Annotated in this window: 27 protein-coding genes; 14 read left to right on the top strand and 13 right to left on the bottom strand. The window is 63.1% G+C overall.

Annotated features, from left to right (window positions below):
* The first annotated feature begins 21 nt into the window (after positions 1-21).
* On the top strand, positions 22-342 hold the full coding sequence (locus tag C1A35_RS15495) for a 2Fe-2S iron-sulfur cluster-binding protein (protein WP_104665185.1): 321 nt from the start codon (positions 22-24) through the stop codon (positions 340-342).
* A 100-nt stretch (positions 343-442) separates the two neighbouring features.
* Here C1A35_RS15495 and C1A35_RS15490 read toward each other — a convergent pair whose 3' ends face one another.
* Positions 443-1,735 (bottom strand): NCS2 family permease, encoded by a 1,293-nt coding sequence (locus C1A35_RS15490; RefSeq protein ID WP_104665184.1) that lies wholly within the window; start codon positions 1,733-1,735, stop codon positions 443-445.
* Positions 1,736-2,156: 421 nt separating this feature from the next.
* Here C1A35_RS15490 and C1A35_RS15485 point away from each other — a divergent pair, with 421 nt between their 5' ends.
* Positions 2,157-2,354 carry a heavy-metal-associated domain-containing protein gene (locus C1A35_RS15485; protein ID WP_034799336.1) on the top strand — a complete coding sequence of 66 codons (198 nt, stop codon included), beginning with the start codon at positions 2,157-2,159 and terminating at the stop codon, positions 2,352-2,354.
* A gap of 84 nt (positions 2,355-2,438) precedes the next feature.
* Here C1A35_RS15485 and C1A35_RS15480 read toward each other — a convergent pair whose 3' ends face one another.
* The 7 genes from C1A35_RS15480 to C1A35_RS15450 all read right to left on the bottom strand — a co-directional run bounded on the left by C1A35_RS15480 (position 2,439) and on the right by C1A35_RS15450 (position 9,712).
* The gene (locus C1A35_RS15480; RefSeq protein WP_104665183.1) at positions 2,439-4,103 is read right to left on the bottom strand and encodes a dihydroxyacetone kinase subunit DhaK; all 1,665 of its coding nucleotides are present in this window, start codon (positions 4,101-4,103) and stop codon (positions 2,439-2,441) included.
* Positions 4,104-4,112: 9 nt separating this feature from the next.
* Positions 4,113-5,108, bottom strand: coding sequence for an ABC transporter ATP-binding protein (locus C1A35_RS15475; RefSeq protein ID WP_104665370.1), 996 nt, complete (start codon positions 5,106-5,108; stop codon positions 4,113-4,115).
* The gene (locus tag C1A35_RS15470) at positions 5,101-6,198 is read right to left on the bottom strand and encodes an ABC transporter ATP-binding protein (protein WP_104665182.1); all 1,098 of its coding nucleotides are present in this window, start codon (positions 6,196-6,198) and stop codon (positions 5,101-5,103) included. The genes C1A35_RS15475 and C1A35_RS15470 overlap by 8 nt, the downstream gene beginning before the upstream one ends.
* A gap of 3 nt (positions 6,199-6,201) precedes the next feature.
* Positions 6,202-6,390 carry a hypothetical protein gene (locus C1A35_RS15465; protein WP_104665181.1) on the bottom strand — a complete coding sequence of 63 codons (189 nt, stop codon included), beginning with the start codon at positions 6,388-6,390 and terminating at the stop codon, positions 6,202-6,204.
* The gene (locus C1A35_RS15460) at positions 6,387-7,328 is read right to left on the bottom strand and encodes a carbohydrate ABC transporter permease (protein WP_104665180.1); all 942 of its coding nucleotides are present in this window, start codon (positions 7,326-7,328) and stop codon (positions 6,387-6,389) included. Before C1A35_RS15460 ends, C1A35_RS15465 begins: the two co-directional genes overlap by 4 nt.
* Positions 7,325-8,272, bottom strand: coding sequence for a carbohydrate ABC transporter permease (locus C1A35_RS15455; protein ID WP_104665179.1), 948 nt, complete (start codon positions 8,270-8,272; stop codon positions 7,325-7,327). Before C1A35_RS15455 ends, C1A35_RS15460 begins: the two co-directional genes overlap by 4 nt.
* A 105-nt stretch (positions 8,273-8,377) precedes the next feature.
* The gene (locus C1A35_RS15450; RefSeq protein WP_199772953.1) at positions 8,378-9,712 is read right to left on the bottom strand and encodes an ABC transporter substrate-binding protein; all 1,335 of its coding nucleotides are present in this window, start codon (positions 9,710-9,712) and stop codon (positions 8,378-8,380) included.
* Between the two features lie 254 nt (positions 9,713-9,966).
* Between C1A35_RS15450 and C1A35_RS15445 the strand changes: the two genes are divergently transcribed.
* The gene (locus tag C1A35_RS15445) at positions 9,967-10,989 is read left to right on the top strand and encodes a LacI family DNA-binding transcriptional regulator (protein WP_104665178.1); all 1,023 of its coding nucleotides are present in this window, start codon (positions 9,967-9,969) and stop codon (positions 10,987-10,989) included.
* 178 nt (positions 10,990-11,167) lie between these two features.
* Here C1A35_RS15445 and C1A35_RS15440 read toward each other — a convergent pair whose 3' ends face one another.
* On the bottom strand, positions 11,168-11,365 hold the full coding sequence (locus C1A35_RS15440) for a hypothetical protein (protein WP_158665082.1): 198 nt from the start codon (positions 11,363-11,365) through the stop codon (positions 11,168-11,170).
* 597 nt (positions 11,366-11,962) lie between these two features.
* On the opposite strand from C1A35_RS15440, the gene C1A35_RS15435 reads away from it, so the two are divergent.
* Positions 11,963-12,958, top strand: coding sequence for a GlxA family transcriptional regulator (locus tag C1A35_RS15435; protein ID WP_104665176.1), 996 nt, complete (start codon positions 11,963-11,965; stop codon positions 12,956-12,958).
* A gap of 29 nt (positions 12,959-12,987) precedes the next feature.
* Here the strand turns inward: C1A35_RS15435 and C1A35_RS15430 are convergent, their stop codons facing one another.
* Positions 12,988-13,911 (bottom strand): MYG1 family protein, encoded by a 924-nt coding sequence (locus C1A35_RS15430; protein WP_104665175.1) that lies wholly within the window; start codon positions 13,909-13,911, stop codon positions 12,988-12,990.
* Between the two features lie 276 nt (positions 13,912-14,187).
* Positions 14,188-14,487 (bottom strand): antibiotic biosynthesis monooxygenase family protein, encoded by a 300-nt coding sequence (locus tag C1A35_RS15425; protein WP_104665174.1) that lies wholly within the window; start codon positions 14,485-14,487, stop codon positions 14,188-14,190.
* A 364-nt stretch (positions 14,488-14,851) separates the two neighbouring features.
* On the opposite strand from C1A35_RS15425, the gene C1A35_RS15415 reads away from it, so the two are divergent.
* The 9 genes from C1A35_RS15415 (at position 14,852) to C1A35_RS15375 (ending at position 23,023) form a co-directional block, all read left to right on the top strand.
* Positions 14,852-17,329, top strand: coding sequence for a heavy metal translocating P-type ATPase (locus C1A35_RS15415; protein ID WP_104665172.1), 2,478 nt, complete (start codon positions 14,852-14,854; stop codon positions 17,327-17,329).
* A 99-nt stretch (positions 17,330-17,428) separates the two neighbouring features.
* Positions 17,429-17,899, top strand: a complete 471-nt coding sequence (gene cueR / locus C1A35_RS15410) for a Cu(I)-responsive transcriptional regulator (RefSeq protein WP_104665171.1) — start codon at positions 17,429-17,431, stop codon at positions 17,897-17,899.
* Positions 17,900-17,993: 94 nt separating this feature from the next.
* Entirely contained in the window at positions 17,994-18,392 is a 399-nt protein-coding gene (locus tag C1A35_RS15405; RefSeq protein ID WP_158665081.1) for a hypothetical protein, read from the top strand.
* A 191-nt stretch (positions 18,393-18,583) separates the two neighbouring features.
* Positions 18,584-18,814, top strand: a complete 231-nt coding sequence (locus C1A35_RS15400) for a hypothetical protein (protein WP_104665169.1) — start codon at positions 18,584-18,586, stop codon at positions 18,812-18,814.
* A complete protein-coding gene (locus tag C1A35_RS15395) occupies positions 18,811-20,268 on the top strand; it encodes a TolC family protein (RefSeq protein WP_104665168.1) in 1,458 nt (485 codons plus the stop codon). Before C1A35_RS15400 ends, C1A35_RS15395 begins: the two co-directional genes overlap by 4 nt.
* Positions 20,269-20,281: 13 nt before the next feature.
* On the top strand, positions 20,282-21,619 hold the full coding sequence (locus C1A35_RS15390) for a multicopper oxidase family protein (RefSeq protein ID WP_104665167.1): 1,338 nt from the start codon (positions 20,282-20,284) through the stop codon (positions 21,617-21,619).
* A 50-nt stretch (positions 21,620-21,669) separates the two neighbouring features.
* On the top strand, positions 21,670-22,155 hold the full coding sequence (locus C1A35_RS15385) for a cupredoxin domain-containing protein (protein WP_104665368.1): 486 nt from the start codon (positions 21,670-21,672) through the stop codon (positions 22,153-22,155).
* 27 nt (positions 22,156-22,182) lie between these two features.
* Complete coding sequence (locus tag C1A35_RS15380) at positions 22,183-22,476, top strand: copper-binding protein (protein WP_104665166.1); 294 nt, start codon at positions 22,183-22,185, stop codon at positions 22,474-22,476.
* Between the two features lie 88 nt (positions 22,477-22,564).
* Complete coding sequence (locus C1A35_RS15375) at positions 22,565-23,023, top strand: DUF411 domain-containing protein (protein ID WP_440271534.1); 459 nt, start codon at positions 22,565-22,567, stop codon at positions 23,021-23,023.
* 113 nt (positions 23,024-23,136) lie between these two features.
* On the opposite strand, the gene C1A35_RS15370 is transcribed toward C1A35_RS15375, so the two are convergent.
* Together C1A35_RS15370 and C1A35_RS15365 are read right to left on the bottom strand one after the other, a co-directional pair.
* Positions 23,137-23,532 (bottom strand): VOC family protein, encoded by a 396-nt coding sequence (locus C1A35_RS15370; protein WP_104665164.1) that lies wholly within the window; start codon positions 23,530-23,532, stop codon positions 23,137-23,139.
* Between the two features lie 127 nt (positions 23,533-23,659).
* A complete protein-coding gene (locus tag C1A35_RS15365; RefSeq protein WP_272939262.1) occupies positions 23,660-24,361 on the bottom strand; it encodes a phosphoribosyltransferase in 702 nt (233 codons plus the stop codon).
* Positions 24,362-24,533: 172 nt separating this feature from the next.
* Between C1A35_RS15365 and C1A35_RS15360 the strand changes: the two genes are divergently transcribed.
* Complete coding sequence (locus tag C1A35_RS15360) at positions 24,534-25,709, top strand: M20 aminoacylase family protein (RefSeq protein WP_104665162.1); 1,176 nt, start codon at positions 24,534-24,536, stop codon at positions 25,707-25,709.
* Positions 25,710-25,757: the final 48 nt, after the last annotated feature.

The raw sequence follows: 25,757 nt of genomic DNA, 5'->3' as shown, positions 1-25,757 counted from the left end.
ATACGCAATCGGAGAATACCCATGCCCAAGATCGTCTTCATCGACGCGGACGGCACGACGAAGGAAGTCCAGGCGGAGATCGGCCAGTCGCTGATGTCGGCCGCCGTCCAGAACGGTATCGACGCCATAGCTGCCGAATGCGGCGGCTCCTGCGCCTGCGGCACCTGCCACTGTTACATCGACGGCGAATGGAGCGACCGTTTGCCGGCACCCGAATTCCAGGAGCAGGACATGATCGAATGCGTGGTCAATCCGAACGAGCGCAGTCGGCTCAGCTGTCAGATCACGGTCTCGGCGGAGATGGACGGCCTTATCGTGCATCTGCCGGCCGGACAATACTAAAGACGAACCAGAAAAAGGCCGGAGCAACATTTCGTTGCTCCGGCCAGCACTTACGGGGAAGTCCTGATGGCCGAGGCGGCGATGCCCCGGCCAATTTCGTTTACTCGGCAAAGAACGCGAAGCGCACGATGAAGAGTGCAGCGACGATCTGGGTTGCCGGGTGGATGACGCTCCATTTGCCGGTGCAGACCTTCAAGACGACGTAGCTGACGAAGCCGAAGGCAAGACCGTTGGCGATCGAGTAGGTGAAGGGCATGGCAAGCGCCGTGAGCGCGGCCGGTGCGGCCTCCGTCAGATCGTCCCAGTCAACCTCGGTCAGTTCGCGCATCATCAGGCCGGCGACGTAAAGCAGGGCCGGAGCCGTCGCATAGGACGGAACGGCGGCTGCGAGCGGCGAGAAGAACAGCGCTGCGAGGAAGAGCACGCAGACGGTGAGTGCCGTCAGGCCCGTGCGGCCGCCAGCCTGGACGCCCGAGGCGCTTTCGACATAGGCGGTCGTGCTGCTGGTGCCGATCAGCGAGCCGGCGACGATCGCCGTGCTGTCGGCAAGAAGCGCACGGCCGAGGCGGTTCGGCTTGCCCTCTTCCACCAGCTTGGCGCGCTTGGCGACACCGATCAGCGTGCCGGTCGCGTCGAAGACTTCGACGAGCACGAAGACGAGGATGACATGCAGCAGGCCGCCATGCAGAGCGCCCATGATGTCGAGCTGCAGGAAGGTCGGCGCAATGCTCGGCGGTGCCGAGACGATACCCTTGAACTCGCTGACGCCGAGGATCATCGACAGGACGGTGACGACCAGGATGCCGATCAGGATCGAGCCGCGAACCTTGAGTGAATCCAGCACGGCAATCACGAAGAAGCCGAGGATGGCGAGCAGCGGGCCGGTCTGCTTGAGGTCGCCGAGACCGACGAGCGTTGCCGGGTTGTCGACGACGATGCCGGCGTTCTTCAGGGCGATGATGCCGAGGAAGAGGCCGATACCGGTGGCGATCGCACTTCGAAGCGAATGCGGAATGCCGGCAATCAGCCAGCTTCGGACCCCCGTCACGGTCAGGATCAGGAAGATCACGCCCGAGATGAAGACAGCGCCCAGCGCCTGCTGCCAGGTGAAACCAAGCGCCGCAACCACGGTGAAGGCGAAGAAGGCGTTGAGGCCCATGCCGGGCGCCATGCCGATCGGCCAGTTGGCGACGAGCGCCATGACGGCAGAGCCGAGTGCCGCGGCAATACAGGTTGCGACGAAGACGGCATCCCTATCCATGCCCGTGCTCGACAGGATGTCGGGGTTGACGAAGATGATGTAGGACATCGTCAGGAATGTCGTGATACCGGCGATCACCTCGGTGCGCGCCGTCGTCTGATGCTCTTTCAGCTTGAATAGTCGTTCAAACATCTTTCCTCCCTTGGCGGCGTCACCACGACGCAGCCGAACGACAGTGAGCGGGAAACCGTCTCCTCCAGTTCCCGATCAGTGCATTTCGAACGTCCGGATAGTCCGGAGCGATCGCTTCGCTTTAGGCTTCGTGCCGGCTGGCGATCGTCCGCCCTCTCTCGGACGACGCGAATGCCTCTTGCACAGCCTTTGGATTGTGCGACTTCCGGACGCAGACCGCTAGCCGTCCATTCCCGGGATCGGCAATGAAAGACTTTCAAATTTTTCGGAGAATTTGAGAGGCCGCTGGCCTACACTCTCGGGGGTATTTTCCACCATTCGCGCGACTGGAAATGCCGCGAACAAATATCTTGAAGGCCTCTTGACCTTCCAACGGTGGGAGACGCCATGTTTGTCTCACAACCGAACCAAGGAGACAAGCATGCAGAACTACAAGATCGACAACATGACCTGCGGCCACTGCGCCGGCGTCGTCCAGAAGGCGATCCTGAGCGTCGACCCGCAGGCAACGATCAAGGTCGATCTCGGCAATCGGGAAGTCAGCGTCGAGACCGCCGCAGCGGCAGGGCCGATCGCAGACGCCCTGAAGGCGGCCGGATACGAGAGCCGCGCGCTCTGAGCGCAGGCTGCCCCGACACCTCCCGTCGCGAAACGCCCCGGCTTTCCGGGGCGTTTTGTCGTCTGGGCAATGCTTCAGTCACCGTCAGCCGGCGACGGCTCCCTCCGGTTGGCGCTGAAGCATATCCGGATGCCGGGCCAGGTGTTCGAACAGCCGGGCGACCGCTTCGGCGCCGGGGTCGATGTGCCCTTCGAGCTGCTTGGCATTGATGTAGGCGGCACGCCCTGCCCTTGCCCGCACCAGCGTCGCCGTCAGATTCGCCCCGTCGCGCGCGGCCTTCGCGGCCGCGCCGATGCTCGCGTCGAGCGCATCGAGCGCCGGGGAAAGGGCGTCGACCATCGTGCGATCGCCGGTCCGGGCGCCTCCGATTTCCTGCATGCGCGCCAACCCGGCTTTCAGCGCCTCGCGTATGGAAAGGCCGCTCGAGGCGCCATCCCCGGCGGCCGCGAAGAAGATCGCAAGAAGCACGCCGGAAGAACCGCCCATCGTCTGGCTCAGCTCCTGCCCGATGGCGCGGAAGAGCTGCGTATGGTCGGAGAGCGGCAGACGATCCAGCGCCTGGATGAGGGCCCGCGCGGCGCCGGCAAGCGTCGAGCCGGTGTCTCCGTCTCCGGACTTGGCATCGAGCGCGTTCAAATCCTTTTCCGCATCGATCAGCAGGTTGCAGCAGGCAAGCAGAAACAGCCGCGTCGCGTCGTGTCGTGAAGGCAAAGGCGCGATCGGCGTCAGACCGTCAGGCAGTGCGAGAACGGCAACAGGCTTGACGGCAGTTACGCCCGGCCAGGCCGGGAGCGCTACGGGCCGGGACAGCAGCTCCAGCTCGACCTTGTCGGCGGGATAGACCGAGATGGAAAAGCCGCGCATGTCCAGCGACGTCATCATCAGCGCGGGTCCGACCAGATGCACGATCCGGTCGGCGATCGACGACTGGGCGAGTTCGTGCATGAGGATCGACATTTCCAGGATCGACGTCCCGCCGAGGTTGTTGACGAGCGCCACGTGCGGCTTGTCTTCCATCGCCGCCTGCAGCCGCTCGACCATGGCGGCAACCGCGCTTCTCGCGTCCGAGTGGACAATCTGCTCGACGCCGGCTTCGCCATGAATTCCGAGCCCGAGTTCCGCATGCCCTTCGGGGATGCGGTGCTCCTTCGGCGAGCCCGGCACGGTGCAGGTATCGAGCGACATGCCGATGGTGCTCGTGCCCTGTATGACCTTGCGCGCCGCGCTGGCGATCGTATCGAGGTCCGCTCCGCTTTCTGCGAGGGCGCCTGCGATCTTGTGGACGAAGAGCGTGCCGGCAACGCCGCGCGCCTGCGGAAGGTCCGGCAATGCGATGTCGTCGTCGACGATGACCATGCTGACATTGAAGCCGTAGGCACGCGCGCGTTCCGCCGCCAGGCCGAAGTTCAGCCGGTCGCCGGTATAGTTCTTGACGATCAGCAGGCAGCCGGCTGGCCCCGTCACCGCCAGGATGCCGGCGAGGATCGCGTCCACGCTCGGCGATGCGAAGACGTCGCCGCAGACTGCGGCCGTCAGCATGCCCTTGCCGACGAAGCCGATATGCGCGGGCTCGTGTCCCGACCCGCCACCGGAAACGAGCGCGACCTTGCTCTTGTCCCAGTCCGAGCGCAGGACGACGCGGATGTGCGGATATCCGTCGAGGCGGCTGAGCGCGCCGCCGGATGCGGCAAGGACCCCGTCGATCGCTTCCGTAACCGCATTTTCCTTGCGGTTGATAAACTGATTCATGTTCGCCTCCTAAGCGATGCGCATTCCGGCCGCGTCGAAGAAGAGCGGCTTGCTTGGCTGGATCTTGATGGTCTCACCGCCGCGGAACCCGGTGTGGGGATCCGTGACCGTCACGAGGGCGTGTTGCTTGAACGAGAGATGGAGGCGCGTCTGGTCGCCCAGATGTTCGACGCGCGTCACGAGCGCATCCTCTCCGGCTCCCTGGACGATGTTTTCGGGGCGAAGGCCGATCGATTGCGCCCTATCGGGCGAACCCGCAAAGAGCCTGGCAGGCAGGACGTTGATGCGCGGCTGGCCGAGACGGGTCGCGGCATAGACGCTGACGGGGGCCTCATAGACCTCTCTCGGCGAACCGAACTGAACCAGCCTGCCCTCTTCGAGCACGCCGATATGTGTTGCCATGGTCATCGCTTCGATCTGGTCGTGGGTGACGTAGAGAAGCGTCGCGCCGGACTTCGCCTGGATGTTTTTCAGTTCCACGCGCAGGTCGGCGCGAAGCTTCGCGTCGAGCGAACTCAAGGGCTCGTCCATCAGGTAGATCTGCGGGTTTCTGACAAGCGCCCTACCGATCGACACACGCTGCATCTCGCCGCCCGACAGCGCCGTCGCCTTGTTGTCGAGCTTGTGCGAGATCTGGAGGATCTCCGCGATCGCATTCACCTTTTCATCGATCGCCTTCTGCGGCGTTTTCAGAAGCGGAGATTTTAGCGGAAACTCCAGGTTTTGCCGAACCGACAGATGCGGATAGAGCGAATATTGCTGGAAGACCATCGCCACGTTGCGCTGCGCCGGCGTCAGTCCTTGCATGGACATCCCGCCGATAAAGATCTCGCCGCTATCGGGCGTATCGAGCCCCGAGACCATGCGCAACGTCGTCGTCTTTCCGGCGCCCGTCGGACCGAGAAGCACGACGAACGATCCGTCCGGGATCGTCATCGAGACATCGTCCAGCGCCGCGTGAGAGCCGAATGTCTTCGTCACGTTTCTCAAGATGACTTCAGCCACGGCGCTGCACTCCCTCATTGGCTTCGGAAACGAGAGCACGGCCCGTCTCCGCATTGAAGAGCGTCAAGGTCCGCGCGTTGAAATCGAGACCGACAAGCTCGTCGGTGCGTGCCGCCTGACTGGAGGGCGTGCGCGCCTTGATCTCGCCGTTGGGCGTGTCGATCGTGACAATCTGCGTCGTGCCGAGATATTCGACGGCGATCACGCGGCCCCTATAGCTGGAGTCGTCGACGAAACGGACGTGCTCGGGACGCACACCGAGCGACAGCGTGCCGGCCCTGCCCTCACGCGACGCCGGAACCGTGACCTTTTTCCCACCGAGATCAATGCTGTCGCCGCCGACACCGATCATGCCCTCGAACTCCAGAAAATTCATGGACGGGGAGCCGATGAACTTGGCGACGAACTTCGTCGCCGGCCAGTCGTAGATCTGCTGCGGCCGACCGAACTGCTCGATGACGCCGTGGTTCATGACGACGATCTTGTCGCCCATCTGCATCGCTTCCAACTGGTCGTGTGTCACATAGACGGTGGTCGCTCCCATGCGGTCGTGCAGCGCCCGCAGTTCCCCCGCCATGTGTTCGCGGAACTCGGCGTCGAGGGCTCCGAGCGGCTCGTCCATGAAAAAGGCCTTCGGGTTGCGCACGATCGCCCGGCCGAGCGCAACACGCTGGCGGTCGCCGCCCGACAGCCCGCCGACCGGCTTGTCGAGGATGCCCTCGATTCTGAGTATCCTTGCCACCTCGGCGACGCGCGCGGCGACATCCGCCTTTTTCATGCCCTGGCTGACGAGCGGATAGGAGATGTTCTTGCGCACGTTCATGTGCGGATAGAGGGCGAACATCTGGAAGACGAAGGCGATATCGCGCTCCCTCGCCCGCTTCATGCCAACCTCCTCGCCTCCGATATAGATCTGGCCGCTCGTCGGCAGTTCCAATCCCGCCATCATGCGAAGCGTCGTCGTCTTGCCGCATCCGGATGGGCCGAGCAGCATGAAGAACTCGCCGTCTTCCACCGTGAAGCTCGAAGACTGGACCGCCGTGAACGCCCCGAACTCCTTGCGCACATTTTCAATTCTGATCTGTGCCATCGGTCACTCCGGAAAATGGCTGACGATGATGAACATGACCGTTCCAAACAGCGTCACGAGGAAGGAGAAGGAATAGAGCGTGAGCGAGAACGGCTGCATCAACATGACCACGCCGAGCGCGATCAGGATCGATGCCACCATCTCCCACGCGCCACGCCGAAGGCGCAGCAACTGGTTGAGAAAGACTGTCATTTTCTGACCGCTCCGAAGGTGATGCCGCGCAGCAGATGCTTGCGAAGCAGGATCGTGAACACCATCACGGGGACGAGGAAGAGGGTCGCACCGGCCGCCACGGCCGGCCAGTCCTGGCCGCCGACGCCGATGATCGTCGGAATGAAGGGCGGTGCCGTCTGGGCAGTGCCCGATGTGAGCAGCACGGCGAAGGCGTATTCGTTCCAGGCGAAGATCAGGCAGAAGATGGCCGTCGACGCGATGCCGGTCGCCGCCTGGGGCAGGACCACCTTGTAGAAGGCCTGGAAGCGTGTGTAGCCGTCGATCAGCGCGGCCTCCTCATACTCGATCGGGATCTCGTCGATGAAGCCCTTGAGCAGCCAGACCGAGAGCGACAGGTTCACCGCCGTATAAAGCAGGATCATGCCGGCATGGGTGTCGTTCAGCCCGAGCGAGCGGAACATCAGGAAGATCGGAATGGCGACCGCGATCGGCGGCATCATCCGGGTCGACAGAATGAAGAACAGCAGGTCGTCCTTGAGCGGCACCTTGAAGCGCGAGAACGCGTAGGCGGCCGCAGTTCCAAGCACGATGCACAGCACCGTCGAGCCGAAACCGATGATGACGGAATTGTAGAACCGCTCGGGGAAGCGCGACGGGCCGGCGATGATCAGCCCATCCTTGCGCACGAGCCGTTCGTACCAGGTCTTCGGTTCGCCCATCTCCTTCAACTGCTCTTCGGTGACGCGGGTGCGCGTCGTGAAGAGGTTCACGTAGCCTTCGAGCGTCGGCTCGAAGAATGTCTTTGGCGGATAGGCGATCGCGTCCGATGGCGACTTGAAACCCGTTCCGATGATCCACAGCAGCGGGAGAATGGTGATCACCGCATAGAGCACGACCAGGGTGCCTGCGAACCACTTCTGCCGCGCGGATGGCTCCGTTACAGAATAGCTGCTCATCTCTGCTTCACCTTGTTGAGTGCTTTGACGTAGATCGACGCGAGGCCGAACACGGTGACGAAGAGGATCACGGCGTAGGCGGATGCGTAGCCGGTGCGCCATTTCTCGAAGGCTTCGCGCTTCAGATTGATCGACGTCAGCTCCGTGATCGAACCCGGTCCCCCGCCGGTCAGCTGCACGACCAGATCGAACATCTTGAAGTTTTCGATGCCGCGAAAGAGGATCGCCAGCATCAGGAACGGCAGCACCATCGGGATGGTGATCGTCCAGAACTGGCGCCAGCTGCTGGCCCGGTCGCATTCCGCCGCCTCGTAGATGCTGCTGGGTATGGAGCGCAGGCCGGCGAGGCAGATGAGCATCACGAACGGCGTCCACATCCAGGTGTCGACGATGATGATCGCCCAGGGCGCAAGCGTGGTGTCGCCGATCATCGAGAAGCTGGACGGGTCCGCTCCGGTCAGGAACCCGACCGCGTAGTTGAAGAGACCGATCTGCGGCTGGTAGAGAAAGGTCCAGAAGTTTCCGACGACCGCGGGGCTCAGCATCATCGGCAGCACGATGATGGTCGTCCACAGATCGTTGCCGCGGAACTTCTTGTTGATGAGATAGGCGAGAGCGAAGCCGATCAGCACCTGCAGGACGATCGTCCAGATCAGGAAGTGGGCCGTCGCCTGCATCGTCAGCCAGATATCCTTGTCGCTCAGGATGTTCAGGTAGTTGCGCAAGCCGACGAACTGAACCGCCTCGTTCGGCCGGTTCACGCGAAAATTGGTGAAGCTCAGCCGAACCGTCCAGATCAGCGGAAAGATGTTGATCGCAAGCAGCAGCACGATGGACGGCGCAACGAAAATCCAGGCGATCGCGCGGTCCGACAGCCCTCTGATCCGCCGTGTAAGCACGGGCGGCGTCGCGTGCGCGGCGCGATCGATCGAAGAATGGAGCATGGTATTCCCCTAAGGCATTGACGATTTGGCATGCGGGGCCGGCACGACAGATCGGCCGGCCGGCCCCGCATGGACGCTTCCGCCGGGAGGCGGCGGTTGTTTGCGTCAGTACTTGCCTTCGTCTTCGAAGATATCCTTCCAGTCCTCCGAAAGACCGTCGAGCGCATCCTTCGCCGTGCCCTGGTTGGCGACCACGTAGTCGTGGAAGCGCTTCTGCGAAGCCTGGAGCAGCGAGGCGTAGGAAGGCTCGGCCCAGAAGTCCTTCACGATTGCCATCGAATCGAGGAAGGTCTGCGCATAGGGTTGGCTCGTGGCGAAGCCCGGATCCTCGACCACCGAGCGCAGCGCCGAATAGCCGCCGAGTGCCCACCACTTTTTCTGGATTTCAGGCTGCGCGAACCACTTGATGTAATCAAGCGCTTCCTTCTGCTTGTCGGACGCGGCAACGACCGAAATGCCCTGACCTCCGAGCTGGGCGAACTGGACGCCGGTCGGGCCGGCGGGATTGGGGAAGTAGCCGGACTTGTCGCCGCCGACATTGGCGTCGGCATGAATGCCGGGCCAGGTGAAGGCAAAGTTCATCTGAAGGGCGACCTGGCCGGACTTGTAGGCGTCGATATCCTCCGACATGTAGGCGTCGGAATGGCCCGGCGGTGTGCAGCAATCATAGAGCGCCTTGTAGAATTCCAGGCCCTTGACCGCATCCGCCGAGTTGACGAAGCCGTCGAGTTCATAGGCCTTCTTCGGATTTCCGTACTCGAAGCCGAAGCTGTAGAGCACGTCCATGACGCCCATGGTGATGCCTTCAGAGCCTCGTTCCGTATAGATGGCAGCACCATAGACGGTCTTGCCGTCGATCTGTCGCTTCTGGAAGAACTCGGCGATGTCCTTGAGCTCGGCAAAGGTCTTCGGCACGGCCAGATCCCGGCCATATTTCTGCTTGAACTCGGCCTGGAGTTCGGGGCGCGAGAACCAGTCCTTGCGATAGGTCCAGCCAACCACGTCGCCGAACGCCGGCAGCGCCCAGTAGTTCGGGGAATTCTTCGGCCATTCCGCGTAGCCGATGACGGTTGCCGGAATGAAGTCCGCCATCTTGATCCCTTCCTTGTCGAAGAAATCATTGAGCTTGATGTACTGGCCGTTTTCGGCAGCACCGCCGATCCACTGGCTGTCGCCGATCATGAGATCGCACAGCTTACCGCCCGAGTTCAGCTCGTTCAGCATCCGGTCGGCGAAATTCGGCCACGGCACGAACTCGAACTTCATCGTGTTGCCACTCTTGGCCTCGAAGTCCTTGCTGAGTTCGACCAGCGCGTTGGCCGGATCCCAGGCGGCCCAGCAAAGGGTCAGCTCGGCCGCCGAGGCCTGTGTGCCGGCGGCACCCGAAACGGCGAAATACGCTCCGATCACGACTGTGGAGCTCAACAGCATCTGCTTCATCATTGGGTTCCCTCCCTTGTACCTTCCGACCTCCATCAGAAGGAAAACGCCCGTGGCGGGCGATTGGCGCACCGTAAATCCTCTTGGCACTAGCGGTTTGCGCGGCCGCATTCGGAGCCTGCGTTTTCGCTGAAGGATTCATAACTGAGGTGCGCACCTCAACGCAAGCGATTTTTGAGGTGCGCACATCAATTCTTGATTTCGCGTCGGTTTTGTTGGAGTAAATTGCGGAAGACAGACACTGGGAGTTCCGCATGCGGCCAACAGCCAAAGATCTTGCTGAGGCAGCGGGGTTGAGCCTCGCAACCGTAGACCGCGTGCTGAACGACAGGCCGAATGTCAGCCCGAAGGCTGTTCGGAAAGTCAACGAAGCCATTGAGCGCATTGGATTTATTCGAAATCCGGCCGCCGTCAGCCTTGCCCGCAACAAGAGCTACAGGTTCCGCTTCGTGCTGCCCACCAGTGGCGATCTCTACCTGGCAGAACTCCTCCATCGGGTCGAGGAGGCGCGGCTGAACATGAAGGGCGACCTCGTCGACCTCGACGTCGTCCAGATTGCGATCGACGACCCGCACAGGGTCGCAAAATACCTCGCCGCAATAGACGAGAACGAATTCGACGGGATCGCGATGATGGCGCCGGAATCGCCGCAGGTCCGCGACGCGATCGGTCGCCTGATCGAGCGCGGGGTCAAGTTCGTGCAGTTCCTTTCCGGGCAGGAAAAGCTCCCGACTGCCGATTTCGTGGGCGTGGACAACTATGCCGCCGGCGCGACGGCGGCCAAGATCATCGGTCGATTTGTCGGCCAGAGAGCCGGGAAGGTGCTGATCGTGGCCGAGACGATGCAGTCTTTGGACAGCATCGAACGCCGCCTTGGCTTCGACGACGTCGTCAATTCACAGTTCTCCCACCTGCAGTGCCTTCCCTCGATCGAGACGCATGGCGATGCCCGCAGGGCAAGCCAGATCCTCCAGCGCGTTCTGGAAAACAATCAGGAGGTTGCAGCAATCTACGTGCTCAGTTCCGAGGCCAGGATTCCGCTTGAGGGCGCGGCATCCTTCACCGATCTGCAAAAGATCACGGTCGTCGTCCACGAACGCACCCCCTTCAGCGAACGTGGTCTGCGCGATGGGAACATTGACGCCGTCATTGCCCAGGACCCTGGCCACGCCGTGCGCAGCGCCATACGCATCATGCGCGCGCGGACCGATTTGCGCGAACCGCACGCGGCACAGGACAAGATTCGCATTGAGGTCCTCCTCAAGGAAAATCTCTGAGCGAACGCCTGAGCATTTGACGTACGATCCCCAACCGATTGGAAGCGGCGCCTGATCGCGAGCGCGGAAAATCTCGCCGAGCCCCCTTGCAGAGCGCGGCCGACCACCGCCCGGCGCCCTCCTCCGACGCTATCGAAGACGGGACGCGGACCGCCGGGGAATTTGGGTTACGCAGCGATCAGGCGCGCGCCTTGGCACGCCCCGCCTCCGGTTGCACCGGCGGTTGCCGGCTGGCACTGCCGCCATAGTTCGCCAGCATCTGCATGGCCTTCTCTATTCCTGCGGGACTGTTGGGATCGGTCTCGTTCGCACGACACCATTCCTCGTGCTGCTGTTTGATCGCATCCATGTCAGCGGTGGAGAATGTGCCGGCCATCTTCGCCCTCCCTTTAAAAATCATACCAAGAGGGAAAACTATCACAACGGCAGAAAGAGGCTCCCCGCACAACTAGGGGGTTTGCGCCCTCGCACCCGATTTCCTTCACATAGCGGCACAGGACTCTGCGCTGCAAAACGCCGTCGCCGCGGCAAGCTTGACACGGTCGGCGGCATCGCTGCAGCATGAGCGGCAACTCGGAGCCGTGACCTGAAAGGCTTGCGGTTCGCGTTCTGGCCCGGTCGCGAGGGAGTGGAAAGATGGGGTATGATTGGAGCGGTTCACGCGAACGCCGGATGAAGGTTGCACGGTTCGGTGCAGCGCTGACGCTGGCGGCTATGTTCGTAACCGTAGCGGCGCAGGTCGTGACGAGAGCAATCTGAGGCCAGCCTCTTCGTTATGATGAGGATGAAGACGCCTTCGTCCAGGTGTCGACTTCCCGCGCCACTCCATGGGAGCGCTGGAAGAATACAAACCCTGATCCCATGAGCATCGAAAGGCACGTCTCGGCCGCCAGCCACCACCCGTCCGGAAATGTCCGAGCCCTGCACGCTCGACAACGAACGGGGGTTTTGGCGGTTGGAGCATGAACGGCAAATGACGACGACCATCAAAACCAACGAGGCACAGGCCGACCGTCTCAAGATCGGCTTCGTTCTGGCGCGGTCCTTCACCCTTTCGGCGTTCGCTCTCTTCATCGACACGCTTCGGCTTGCGAGCGACGAGCTCGACAAATCCGGCCGCATTCGCGCCGACTGGCAGGTGCTGGGCAACACGCGGCATCTCATCGCCTCCAGTTGCGGGGTGCAGGTGGCGCCGACATCGGACCTCGTCGATCCCGCCGCCTTCAACTACGTCGTCGTTGTCGGCGGCCTGCTCAACAACCGGAACCCGATCGACGACGACACGATCCGCTTCCTCAAGAAGGCAGCCGAGCGCAAGGTGCCGCTGATCGGGCTGTGCACGGGCACCTTCGTGCTCGCCGAAGCCGGCCTGATGACCGGGCACACGGTTTGCGTGAGCTGGCTTCACTACCAGGCCTTCCGCGAACGCTTCCCCGATCTCAAGGTTCGTTCGGACCGGCTCTTCAATCTCGATCGCACCCGCGGATCATGTGCGGGCGGCAGCAGTGCGGCCGACATGGCAGCGCATATCGTGCGCCTGCACATCAGCAAGGAAGCGGAGCGCAATGCGCTGGAGGTGCTGCAGATCGACAAGGCACGCACGCATCTTCATGTCCAGCCGCGAAAACCGCTGGCGATCGAGAGCAATGACCCGCGGCTCAATGCCGCCCTCATCATCATGGAGCAGCACACGGACAACACGTTGTCGATCCCCGAGCTGGCGGCCTCCGTCGGCCTGTCCCGGCGGCAACTCGAACGTCTGTTCATGGACAAGGCGAAGATGTCGCCGGCGCTCGTCTACCGGAAGTTTCGGCTGGAACGCGCCAAGCATCTGCTCACGCAGACGAAGGCACCGCTGATCGACATTGCGCTCGAAGTCGGCTTCGAGAACGCCGGCCACTTCTCGCGGATTTTCGCCAAGACCTACGGTCAGTCGCCGAGCAAGTTCAGGGCCACGCTTTCGTCGTGACCCCGCCGCCGTAGGCTCCTGAGTTTCCCTCAGCTCGCCGCGACTTCCTTGACCGCGAGTTCGGCCATGGCGAGTGCTGCCTCGCGCGTCGCGGCCGCCGCAATGAAGCGGCCATTGTGGCAAAAGCGTGCGCCAGGCACCCCGCACGCCGCTTCCAACGCGCCGTTCGTCAGTCCGGCCCAGGCGGCCGGCAGGTCCGCGCGCAGTTCGAACCCTTCGTCGGCCTTGCGAATGCCCGTCAGACACCAGTCGTTCTCGCGCGGATGGACGACGAACAACAGGTGATCGGCGCCAGCTTTCACGATCGCCGGACGGAAAGGCATGCCCCTTGGCAATTCGAGCACGCGGCCGTCACCGGCACGGGCGATCTGCTCAAGCACGAGCGCCTCGGCGCGAAGCTTTGCGGCGCGTTGCGCCACGCCGGCCTCGACGAAGGCGCGCGCGATCGAAAGGGCCTGATGGAAGCCGCGATCCTCAGCCTCCTGACCGGATTCGTCGAAGACGGGCTTCAAGGTTTCCAGCAGCGCCGACAGCGTCAGCCCCGCCAGAGGCCCGGCCACGGAGGGGTCGAGCGCGCCGTTGTCGACCAGATCGACCGGCAGCACGAAGCGCGCATCGAAGGCCGCATGGACCACCTCGACATGGGCTTCGGGAACGCCGAACGCTGCCAGATAGGCGCGGCCGTAATGCTTCCAGATCAATCCGAACGAGCTGTAGGGCTGGCCATCCTCGCGCACCGGCGCCCCGCGCTGATGGTGGTCGAACAGTCCGGCTGCCGCATCGTACTGGCCGCCGACATCGTAGATGATGCGGTCCGCACCCGGTTTCAGCCACTCCGGCGCCCGGCTGCGAACGATGCGAGCCTCAGGGAAAAGCCGTGTGAGAATGACGCTGGAAAGCAACTCGTCGGCGTGGAAGCCACCGGAATGGGTAACGAGAAAGTCTGGGATCATCCCGATTGGCCTTATGGTTCGTGAAACGTGTGCGGCACGACATAGCCATTGCCCACGGTGACCTCAACCCGTCATCGCGCCTTCCTCGCAGTGTTCTGGTCTCAATCCATCCAAAATCCGGCGCCAGATGTCGTGCCGGTTCTGATACCGCCCCACGCGTTCGCAAGTCGACGACATCACTGTCATCAGGTCCGCGACCTTAGGCAGCCAAGGCCGAGCTCCCCGTCACCCAACCGACGGAGCTGTTGCCGTCACGCCTTGCGCAGCAACATTGCCCTAACGCGTCATTTCGAAGATCGCCTCGCCGGAAATCGGGTCCGTGACCCCGAGATCCTGGCTGAGTTCCAGGAGCGTATCGCGGAACGTGTCGAGGTTCGCCTTCATCATGGGCCGCGCCGCGACGATCGCCTCAAGGCTCTCCCATTCGGCAATTGAGAAATACGATCCATCGGCTGCCTTGCTGAGCGCCATCTTCCGCAAGCCATCAAAGTCGCGAAGAGCGCTGCGAAAAAGTTGCTCAAACCGTTCCTCTTGACCGGGTCTCACGCGGAAACGGACACAATTGTAAGCCGTCATCCTAACCTCCCTATGGGGCGCAACTTCTACAGGATGGATCCGATGCTGTTCACCCGCAAGAGGCACGGAAGGCGCGATCGCACCCTTGCGATCGCCGGCAAGCCGGGAGCCATTCGAACCGCGCGTCGACAATCGCGCCAAGCCTCGCGGCCAAGCTTGCGTCAAGGCGGCTTCCATCGTGCATCGTGGGCGATTATCGCTGCGGTGACAGACCTCTCCCAGCCGCTCTGAAGAAGGCGTGCAGAAATCTCCTTTTCGCCCTTGACCTTCCCATCGTTGGAAGCCTCATCTTGCGACAAAAGACAGAGAAAGGAGCACGATCGTGGGATCTGTGACCCCCATTAGAACGAACAATCTCGAACCAATGTCCGCCGCCGCGGCATTGAGCGCCAGCATACCCGTCGAGGGCATGACCTGTGCATCCTGTGTGTCGCGCGTCGAAAAGGCGATCCGCGCCGTGCCTGGTGTCACCGAAGCCTCGGTCAACCTCGCAACGGAACGCGCCGACGTCCGCTTCGATGCCCGCACCAAGTCGGCCGATATCGTCAAGGCAATCGAAAACGCCGGATACGGTGCGGTCGAGGACACGATCGAACTCACCATCGAAGGCATGACCTGCGCGTCCTGCGTCGCGCGCATCGAAAAGGCGCTGAAGACGGTGCCGGGCGTCAGCGAAGCCAATGTCAATCTCGCGACCGAGCGCGCCTCCGTCCGCGTGACGAAGGGCATCGCCACGGCGGCGGCGCTCGAAGAGGCGGTCCGCGTTGCCGGCTACGCCGCCAAGCGCATCACCGGCGACGAAAGTGTCGACCGCGAAGGCGAAAAGCGCGAACAGGAGACCCGAAGGCTCGCGCGCTCCTTGGTCGTTGCCGGCGTCCTGACGTTGCCCATCTTCGTGCTCGAAATGGGCTCGCACTTCATCCCAGGCGTGCACGAATTCGTCATGAATAATATCGGCATGCAGGAAAGCTGGTATCTGCAGTTCGCGCTGACGACGCTGGTGCTCTTCGGACCGGGCCTGCGTTTCTACCAGAAGGGTGTGCCCGCCCTCTTCCGGCTCGCGCCGGACATGAACTCTCTGGTCGCGATCGGAACGTCCGCCGCCTGGATCTATTCGGTCGTCGCAACCTTTGCGCCCGACCTTCTGCCTGACGGCACCGCCAACGTCTACTACGAGGCAGCAGCCGTCATCGTCACGCTGATCCTGCTCGGTCGGTTCCTCGAGGCGCGCGCCAAGGGCCGGACCTCCGAGGCGATCAAGCACCTGATGGGACTGCAGGCAAAGACCGCCCGCGTCATCCGCAACGGCGAGACGATCGAGGTCCCGCTTTCCGAGGTCAACGCAGGCGACACCGTCGTCGTGCGCCCCGGCGACCGGGTGCCGGTCGACGGCAGCGTCCTCGACGGCAACTCCTATGTCGACGAATCGATGATCACCGGCGAGCCGGTTCCGGTCGAAAAGGTGGCCGGCAGCGAGGTTGTCGGCGGCACGATCAACAAGACCGGCTCCTTCACCTTCCGCGCCACCAAGGTCGGCGCCGACACGGTGCTGGCGCAAATCATCAAGATGGTCGAGCAGGCCCAGGGCGCCAAGCTGCCGATCCAGTCGCTGGTCGACCGCGTCACCGCCTGGTTCGTGCCGGCCGTCATCGCCATCGCGCTTCTGACCTTCGGCATCTGGCTGGTCTTCGGCCCGGATCCGGCGCTCACCTTCGCGCTCGTCAACGGCGTCGCCGTCCTGATCATCGCCTGCCCTTGCGCCATGGGCCTTGCCACCCCGACCTCGATCATGGTCGGCACCGGCCGTGCTGCCGAAATGGGCGTGCTCTTCCGCAAGGGCGAGGCGCTGCAGACGCTGCGCAACGCCGCGGTCATCGCCGTCGACAAGACCGGCACCCTGACCAAGGGCCGGCCGGAACTGACCGACCTCGAGACCGTCGACGGCTTCGATCGTGACGCCGTTCTCACGCTGGTCGCCGCCGTCGAAACCCGCTCCGAACATCCGATTGCCGAAGCGATCGTCGAGGCGGCGAAGGCAAAGGGGCTCACGATCGCCGAACCGGCCAGGTTTGAAGCGATCCCCGGCTTCGGCGCCAGCGCCGATGTCTCGGGCCAGACCGTCCATGTTGGCGCAGACCGGCTGATGGCGCAGTTGAAGCTCGACGTGTCGGCTTTCGCCGAGCAGGCGACGCGTCTTGGCTCGGAAGGCAAGAGCCCGCTCTATGCGGCGATCGACGGCAAGCTCGCCGCGATCATTGCCGTTGCCGACCCGATCAAGGAGACGACGCCGCAGGCGATCCGCATGCTGCACGAACTCGGCCTGAAGGTCGCGATGATCACCGGCGACAACCGCCGCACCGCGGAGGCGATCGCCGCCAAGCTCGGCATCGACGAGGTCATCGCCGAAGTCCTGCCGGACGGCAAGGTCGCGGCCTTGAAGAAGCTGAAGGAAGGCGGACGCGCGGTTGCCTTCGTCGGCGACGGCATCAACGATGCGCCGGCGCTCGCCGAAGCCGATGTCGGCCTTGCGATCGGCACGGGCACAGACGTCGCCATCGAGAGCGCCGATGTGGTGCTGATGTCCGGCGATCTGCTCGGCGTGCCGAATGCGATCGCGCTGTCCAAGGCGACGATCCGCAACATCAAGGAGAACCTGTTCTGGGCCTTCGCCTATAACGCCGTGCTGATCCCGGTTGCCGCCGGCGCGCTCTACCCGGTCTATGGCCTCCTGCTGTCGCCGATCTTCGCGGCCGGCGCCATGGCACTGTCGAGCGTCTTCGTGCTGGGCAACGCCTTGCGGCTTCGGGCCTTTCGCCCGGTCGCCGCGGCACGGGCGGCCTAGGTTCGACATGCTCCCCGGCTCTCGCCGGCATGGCGGAAGCCGGGGAGAGCCCTTATACTCGTTAGCGAATGGCCGCAAGACGGCAACAAGGATGACATCATGAACATCGGCGAAGCCTCACGCGCCTCCGGCGTCTCGACGAAAATGATCCGCTATTACGAGACGATCGGCCTCATCCCACAGGCCGACCGCAGCGAAGCCGGCTATCGCAACTATGGCGACAACGACGTCCACACTTTGCGCTTCATCCGCCGCTCGCGCGATCTCGGCTTCACCGTCGAGCAAATGGCCGACCTGCTCGCGCTTTGGCGCGACCGCTCGCGTGCCAGCGGCGAGGTCAAGAAGATCGCGCTCGAACATGTCGAGATCCTCGAACGCAAGGCCGAGGAGCTGAAAGCGATGAGCCAGACACTGAAACACCTCGCCGCCCATTGCCACGGCGACGGGCGCCCGGATTGTCCCATTCTCGAGGATCTCGCCGACGCCGCAAAGGCGCCGACGAAGGCCATGGAGCCCGCCCGCTTCGGCACCGCCGGCATCGATCCGGTTCGCAACCGGCGGCATGCGTGACCACAACGGCGCATCCCCGGAGCCTCACGCATTCGTGACGGCGCCGTGCGCAAGCAGCATTGACAGGAATCACAGGCGTTTCTACGGATCGATCATGGAGAAGGTGCGAACCACATATCTGCGTTTGCTGATGGTGCTGAAGCTGGCGATCGCTTTGTCGCTGGCCGTGCTGCCTTTTTCTACCGCCTCCGGCATGATGCACGCGGCCGCCCACGGCGCGATGCAGATCGAGGCATCCACCGATCCAACGCAAGCTGCGAGCGAGCATTGCCCGAGCCTCAACAAGGGCAAGGTGAAGCCGGTGGAGCAAAGCGGCAAGGCCGAGAAGAAGGATTGCTGCAAGACCTTCTGTGCCGCCGTTGCAGTCCTTGCCGATGCCGATGGCAGCCACCCCGCTTTCCTGCGCTCCATCCGCAATTTCGGCCCGCACCCGCAGCTCACCCCCGGTGAACGCGACGGCCTTCATCGCCCCCCCAAGAGCCTGATTTCGTGAATTCGTGACCGCTGCTGCACGTTCCCCTTGGTCCTATCCGACCGAAGGATTTGCAGCGGTGCAAAGCGCTGCCGTGGCTTGTGCGTGTCCGATGGGACGCCCGCCCCGCCTCTAGCGCGGTCCGCGACAAGGCCCGCCCGGTTTCATCCGGTCGATCGCCGACCTCTGCCATTCACATTTCAGGTTTGACCATGAAACGTTTGTTTTCCATGGCGCTCCTGCCCATCATCCTGGGCGGATGCGCTGCCACATTGCCTGCCGAGGTCTCAAGCCTTGGCGATCCCGCCGACAGCACCAGCGGCATTCGAAGCACGCAGTATCGCAGCCCCATTTCGGGCTACACCCACCGCGAACCGACCGGCCCCAAGGCCTGGAAACCGCTCAACGACGCACAGTCGACCGCCAAGGGAGACGCGTCATGAGACTTCGCAAACTCAACCTCGCGGCCGCCATCGGTCTGCCCCTCGTGCTCGCCGGCTGCGTGACCGAATACTCGGCCAAGGACGCGGGCTTCACCACCGTGGATGCCAAGGTCTCGACGGCCGCGACCAAGAAGAGCGTCTGGATCCAGAACCGCGAACAGGCAGACAGGGTCAATGCCGAGGTGAAGGCGCTGCTGAAGCGCAAGACGATCGACGCCGATACGGCCGTCCAGATCGCCCTTCTTAACAACAAGGGCCTGCAGGCCGCCTATGCCGATCTCGGCGACGCTTCGGCGGACGCCTGGCAGGCGACACTGTTCCTCAACCCCACCGTCTCGATCGGCACCACCGGGATCGGCACGCCGGAACTGCGCGCCTACAAGGCGATCGAGGGTCTCGTCACCACCAACATCCTGGCGCTTCTCACCCGCGACAAGACCATCGCGGTCGCCGATGCGCGCTACCGCCAGGCGCAGCTCAATGCCGCCCTCAGCACGTTGCAGCTGGCCACTGACACCCGCCGCGCCTGGATCGAAGCGGTCGCCGCGTGGGAAACCGTCGGGCAGCTGAACCAGGCCCAGGCGGCGGCTGACGCCTCCTCCGAGCTTGCCGCAAAACTCGGCGAGACCGGCGCCATGGGCAAGGGCAACCAGGCGCGCGAACACGTCTTTAACGCCGAACTCGCCGGCCAGGCCGCCGAGGCCCGGCTTTCAGCCCGCCTTGCCAAGGAAAACCTGACGCGGCTGATGGGCCTCTGGGGTAGCGATGTCGAGTACCAGGTACCGAACCGCCTGCCCAACCTGCCGAAGACGCTTGCCCGCAAGGACAGCATCGAGGCGGAAGCGCTGAAGCGCCGTGTCGATCTGCAGATCGCCCGCCTCGATCTCGAAGCCGTCGCCAAGTCCTATAAGCTCACCGAGGCGACCCGCTACGTGACCGACCTGGAGCTCGTCGCCGGTGCGGAATCTGAACGGGAGAAGGAGGACCACGGCACCAAAGTCGAAACCACCGGCCAGTTCGAGCTCGAATTCGTCATCCCGATCTTCGACAGCGGCAGCGCACGCATGCGCAAGGCCGAGCTTGCCCATATGCGCTCGGCAAACCTTTTGGCGGAAAAGGCGGTCAACATCCGCTCGGAAGCCCGGTCTGCGTATGAAGCCTATCGTTCGCGCTACGACATCGCCCGGCACTACCGCAACAATGTCGTGCCGCTGCGCACCAAGATCGAGGAGGAAGCGACGCTCAGCTACAACGGCATGATCACCAGCACCTTCGAGCTGCTCGCCGACGTCAGGGCCAAGGTCAATTCGACCGTGCTCTCCGTCAACGCGAAGCGCGATTTCTGGCTGGCCGATGCCGACCTGATGACGGCCATCCACGGCGGCGGATCAGGCGGATCGGCTGGAGGCGCGGCTGCACCCGCAGCAGCGGAATCCGGCGGCGCCGGACATTAAGAAGGATCGGATCATGTTCAACAGAAGAAACTTCCTCGGCGCTGGTGCTGCTCTCGTGTCGACCGCCGCCTGGGCGCAAACCTCAAACTCAGGCCTGCCCGAAGCGGCAAGCATGGACAATGCCGCGACCCAGAAGCCGCTCGTGCCGACGAGTGGACCCGACTACAACCCGGTCGTCACCTTGAACGGCTGGACGCTGCCGCATCGCATGAACAACGGCGTCAAGGAGTTCCACCTCGTCGCCGAGCCGGTCGAACGCGAAATGGCCGATGGCATGACCGCCTATCTCTGGGGCTACAACGGTCAGTCGCCGGGACCGACGATCGAGGCGGTAGAGGGCGACCGCGTGCGGATCTTCGTCACCAACAAGCTGCCGGAACACACCACCATCCATTGGCACGGCATGATCCTGCCCTCGGGCATGGATGGCGTCGGCGGCCTGTCGCAGCCGCATATCCCGGCCGGCAAGACCTATGTCTACGAGTTCGACCTCGTGAAGGCGGGCACCTTCATGTACCACCCGCATGCCGACGAGATGGTGCAGATGGCCATGGGCATGATGGGATTCTTCGTGGTGCATCCGAAGGACCCGAGCTTCATGCGCGTCGACCGCGATTTCGTCTTCCTGCTCAATGCCTACGACATCGATCCCGGCACCTATGTGCCGCGCATCATGGAAATGACCGACTTCAACATGTGGTGCTGGAACAGCCGGATCTTCCCGGACATCGACCCGCTGGTCGTGTCCAAGAACGACCGGGTGCGCGTGCGGGTCGGCAACCTCACCATGACCAACCATCCGATCCACATGCACGGCTACGACTTTGAAGTGACCTGCACCGATGGCGGCTGGGTGCGGCCGGAGGCGCGCTGGCCGGAAGTGTCGATCGATATTCCCGTTGGCGCGATGCGCGCCTACGAGTTCGACGCCAAGTACGAGGGCGACTGGGCGATCCATTGCCACAAGTCGCACCACACGATGAACGCGATGGGACACGACATCCCGACCTTCATCGGCGCCGACAAGAAATCAGTCGCGGCAAAGATCCGCAAGGTCAAGCCCGACTACATGCCCATGGGGACGGCCGGCATGGCCGACATGGGCGAAATGGAAATGCCGCTCCCCGACAACACGATCCCGATGATGACCGGCTGGGGTCCGCACGGCGCGCTGGAGATGGGCGGCATGTTCTCGGTGGTGAAGGTGCGCGAAGGCATCTCCGCCGGCGATTACAGCGACCCCGGCTGGTACGAAAACCCGCCGGGAACACAGGCCTGGGAATGGACCGGTGCATTGCCGGAACCGACGCGGGCCACGGATGCCAAGACCGTGATCACGAAGAAACCGTGAAAGGACGGCCGACTGCAATGACCTCTTTCAAATCCATCAGGAACCATACGATGAAGAAATCAGCACTCGCTCTGGCGCTCGTTGTCGCCTCCGCCCTTTCCTCCCAGGCGCTCGCGTCCGGCACCCACGAAGGCGGCCATGGCAAGGTGTCGATCGGCGAAGCCGGCGACAAGGCCAAGGCGACCCAGACGATCCGCGTCACCATGAAGGAAACCGACGACGGCAAGATGATCTTCACGCCCTCGACCATCAAGGTTCGCCAGGGCCAGACGGTCCATTTTGCCATCAAGAACGCCGGCGAACTCGCGCATGAATTCGTGCTCGACGACAAGGCGACGATCCAGGAACACAAGATCACCATGGAGAAGTTCCCGGACATGGAGCACGACGACCCGAACGCGATCCGGCTTGAGCCCGGCAAGTCCGGCGACATCTACTGGACCTTCACCAATGACGGCACCTTCGAATTCGCCTGCCTGGTGCCGGGCCACTACGACGCCGGCATGCATGGTCCGCTCGACGTCGTGAAAAAGTAACCCCCGATCACAGCAAAGGATGAACCCATGAAGACTGCAGGTAAACTCTTCGCAGCGCTCGCGCTCGCCTTTTCCGTCACGACAGTTGCCCTTCCCGCGCAGGCCGCGGAGTTCACCAAGGGCGTCGTCAAGAAGCTGGACACCAAGGCCAAGAAGGTGACGATCGACCACGAGGACCTGAAGAACCTGGACATGCCAGCCATGACCATGGTGTTCCGCGTCAGTGACGACGCGGTGCTTGCCAAGCTCAAGGAAGGTGCATCGATCGAATTCGTCGCCGATCGGGTCAACGGCAAGCTGACGGTGACCGAAGTCAAGTAAGCTGCGGCAAACCGCCCGGGTCGACATCTGGCGGCCCGGGCGTCACAATCCTTAATCAGGAAGAAACGGAAAGGAGTGTTCGATGAACGTGTTACGCAGGCATTTCGTTGCAGGCACGATTGCGGGCATCACCCTCTTGGCAACAGGCGCCGTCGCGGCAACCGGCACGATGGCCGTCTACAAGGATCCGCAATGCGGCTGCTGCGAACAATGGGCGGACGCCATGGAAGCGGCCGGCTACAAGGTCGAGGTGCACGACGAGGCGGACATGTCGGTAATCAAGACGCGCTTTGCGGTTCCCGCCGACATGGAAGGCTGCCATACCGCTGTGATCGACGGTTATGTCATCGAAGGGCATGTGCCGCTCGAAGCGGTGAAGAAGCTGCTGGCTGAAAGGCCAGATGTTGCCGGTATCGCGGTTCCCGGCATGCCCTCGGGCTCGCTCGGCATGGGCAACGATCCGAAGGCCTCCTACGACGTCTACACGATCGCCAAGGCGGCCGGGGCGAAGTCGACGGTCTATTATCAGGTTCGACCGGCGAACTAGGCAGTTCCCTACCGATCGGTAGTCTCCGGGACTGTCTTCCATGAAACAGTTCGGGCATCGCCGCGATCGCGGCGATGCCCGAACGCCGATGAGGCCCGGCCTATCGGGACGCGCTAGACTGCCGTGCTCGCGGCCCCCAGATCCTGCGGTTCTCCGACCTCGACGGCATGTCCGTCCGGATCATAAAAACGAAAGACGCGCTGGCCCCATTCCTGGCGCTCGACCGGATGGATCAGCTCAACAAGCGGTGCAATGCGTGCGAAGGCCGCGTCGACATCGTCATCTTCAAAGTAGAGAAGCACGTTTCGCCGCCCATAGGGCTCGGCTGAAGACAGTTCTTGCCGCCAGATGGTCCGTTCGAGCGAGCGTCCCTCATGGATGGCAAAGCCGCCCTCGAAAAGCACGAAATTGCCGAAGTCCTCGCGGATCGTCAGACCGAGCGTCCTCTCGTAGAAGGTCCGCGATCGCTTGATGTCGCTGACGAAAGGGATCGGATTGATGAAGCGCATGAATTCCCTCGCAGACGCGGCCGAAACGCCGGGAACGAGGCTAACGCGCCTGCCTCAGGCGGCAAAGGCATTCCTTCGCGGAAGGGTACAAATCCGCGCCGGCCGCAGGCTCACAGCCGCCATGCGATTACGCCCTTCGCCAGCTGCCGTCCTCGTTGCGGGCAAGCGACGGCGTCTGGAAAACCCCGACCACGCGCTCGGGCCAATGGGGCGCGAGGTCAGCAAGCGGCTGACGCCAGCGCTCGGTCTGCAGCATGGCGGCGCCGATCGCGACCGGCTCGATGCCGCAGGCTTCCATCAGCGTCAGCCCGGCGAGGATCGACGTGCCGCTGGAAATGACGTCGTCGATCAAAGCCACCCGTTTGCCCTCAAGCAGCGGCAGCATGCGCGGATCGACATAGAGCCGCTTCTTCTGGTCGGGCGTGGTGATCGAGGAGAGTGGCACGGAGAGGTCGTCGACGTACCAGAATTTTCTGGATGTCCCGAGCGGAACGTAGCGGCTGTGACCAAGCTTGCGGGCGACGGCGGACGCAAGCGTGAGGCCCAGCGTCGGCAGGCCGGCGACAACGTCGGGCTCATAGGCCGCGAGCTTCGCCGCGAGCTCGGTTGCCAGCGCATCCTCGACGGCAAAGCTCGCCTGATTGACGATCAGCGAGGCGAGCGCGTGTCTTCCGTCGGCCAGCGGACGGATCGGCAACAGGATCTGGCGTCCGTCATTGAGTGTCGCCGGGAAGAAATCCCGATAACCCGCCTGAATGTCGAAGCTTTTGGGCGGATAGATTTCCTGCCAGAAGTCGTGGGGCTGCATCGGTCCGGTCCTCGTCTGCACGCTTTCGCCCGAAATGAAAGGCGATCAAAAAGGCCGGCTTGCTGTTCTGGTTCCGGCCGTTTTCGTCTATACCGTTTGCGACTTCGATCAAACCGAAAGGGCACCGTGGGCCGCGCAAAGCGCGCGGAATTCACAAGCCCCTTCGCCGGATGAAACATGGGAATGCCTGCCAATGCGCCTGCCAGACGGAATAGCCGACGACCTCACCTTCCTCACCGACTTCCGTCGCGATCTGCATGCCCATCCGGAGCTCGGTTTCGAGGAAGTGCGCACCAGCGACCTCGTTGCCAAATGGCTTGAAGATGCGGGCCTAAAGGTTCACAGGGGTTTGGGAAAAACCGGTGTCGTCGGGACCCTGCAGGTGGGCAACGGCACACGCTCGATCGGCCTTCGCGCCGACATGGATGCGCTCGCCATGCCAGAGGTCGCCGACCGACCCTACAAGTCCCGCGAGGCAGGCAAGATGCATGCCTGTGGCCATGACGGCCACACGACATTGCTGCTCGGCGCCGCCCGCCATCTGGCGAAGACCCGCAATTTCTCCGGAACCGTGCATTTCATCTTCCAGCCGGCCGAAGAGGGACGCGGCGGTGCAAAGCGCATGGTCGAGGACGGTCTCTTCAAACTCTTCCCCTGCGACGCCGTCTACGGCCTGCACAACATGCCGGGCCTCGATCCGGACGAGATGGCCGTCGTTGCCGGCCCGCAGCTTGCCTCATCCGACAGCTGGCGGCTCACTTTTCGCGGCATCGGCACCCATGGCGCCAAGCCGCATCTCGGCCGGGATCCGGTGACGGCCGCAGGCACCTTCCTCGCCTCGCTGCAATCGATCGTCGGCCGCGTCGTCGACCCGCTGCAGCCGGCCGTCGTCAGCGCCTGCTCGGTGCGCGCCGGGGACCCGAAGGCGCTCAACGTCATCCCTGATACCGTCGAGATCGGCGGCACCGCGCGCGCCTATACACCTGAAGTCCGCGACCAGCTCGAAACGGAAATTGGTCGCCTCGCACGCGGCACGGCCGAGATGTACGGCATTTCCGTCGACTATGAATTCGAGCGCCGCATCCCGCCCGTCGTCAACGAGGCCGACGCCAGTGCCCGGGCGCTGAAGGCCGCACGCGCCGTCTTCGGCGACAAGACCCGCACGACCTTTCCACCCTCCACTGCCGGCGACGACTTCGCCTTCTTCGGGCTGGAAGCGCCCGGGTGCTACGTCTGGCTCGGTAACGGTCCGGCCGTCGACGGCGCGCTGCACCACAACACCGCTTACGACTTCAACGACGCGGCGATCGGTCCGGGCGTCGCCTTCTGGTCGACGTTGGTGGAGCAGGAACTGGCACGCGCGGAGTAACGCGTGCCTCGCGAAGGCTCCGGCGAAAACAAGCGATCTCAAGGATTT

The sequence above is a fragment of the Ensifer adhaerens genome, assembly GCF_002940685.1.
Lineage (GTDB): Bacteria > Pseudomonadota > Alphaproteobacteria > Rhizobiales > Rhizobiaceae > Ensifer > Ensifer adhaerens_E.
This window is presented reverse-complemented; position numbering and strand designations above follow the sequence as displayed.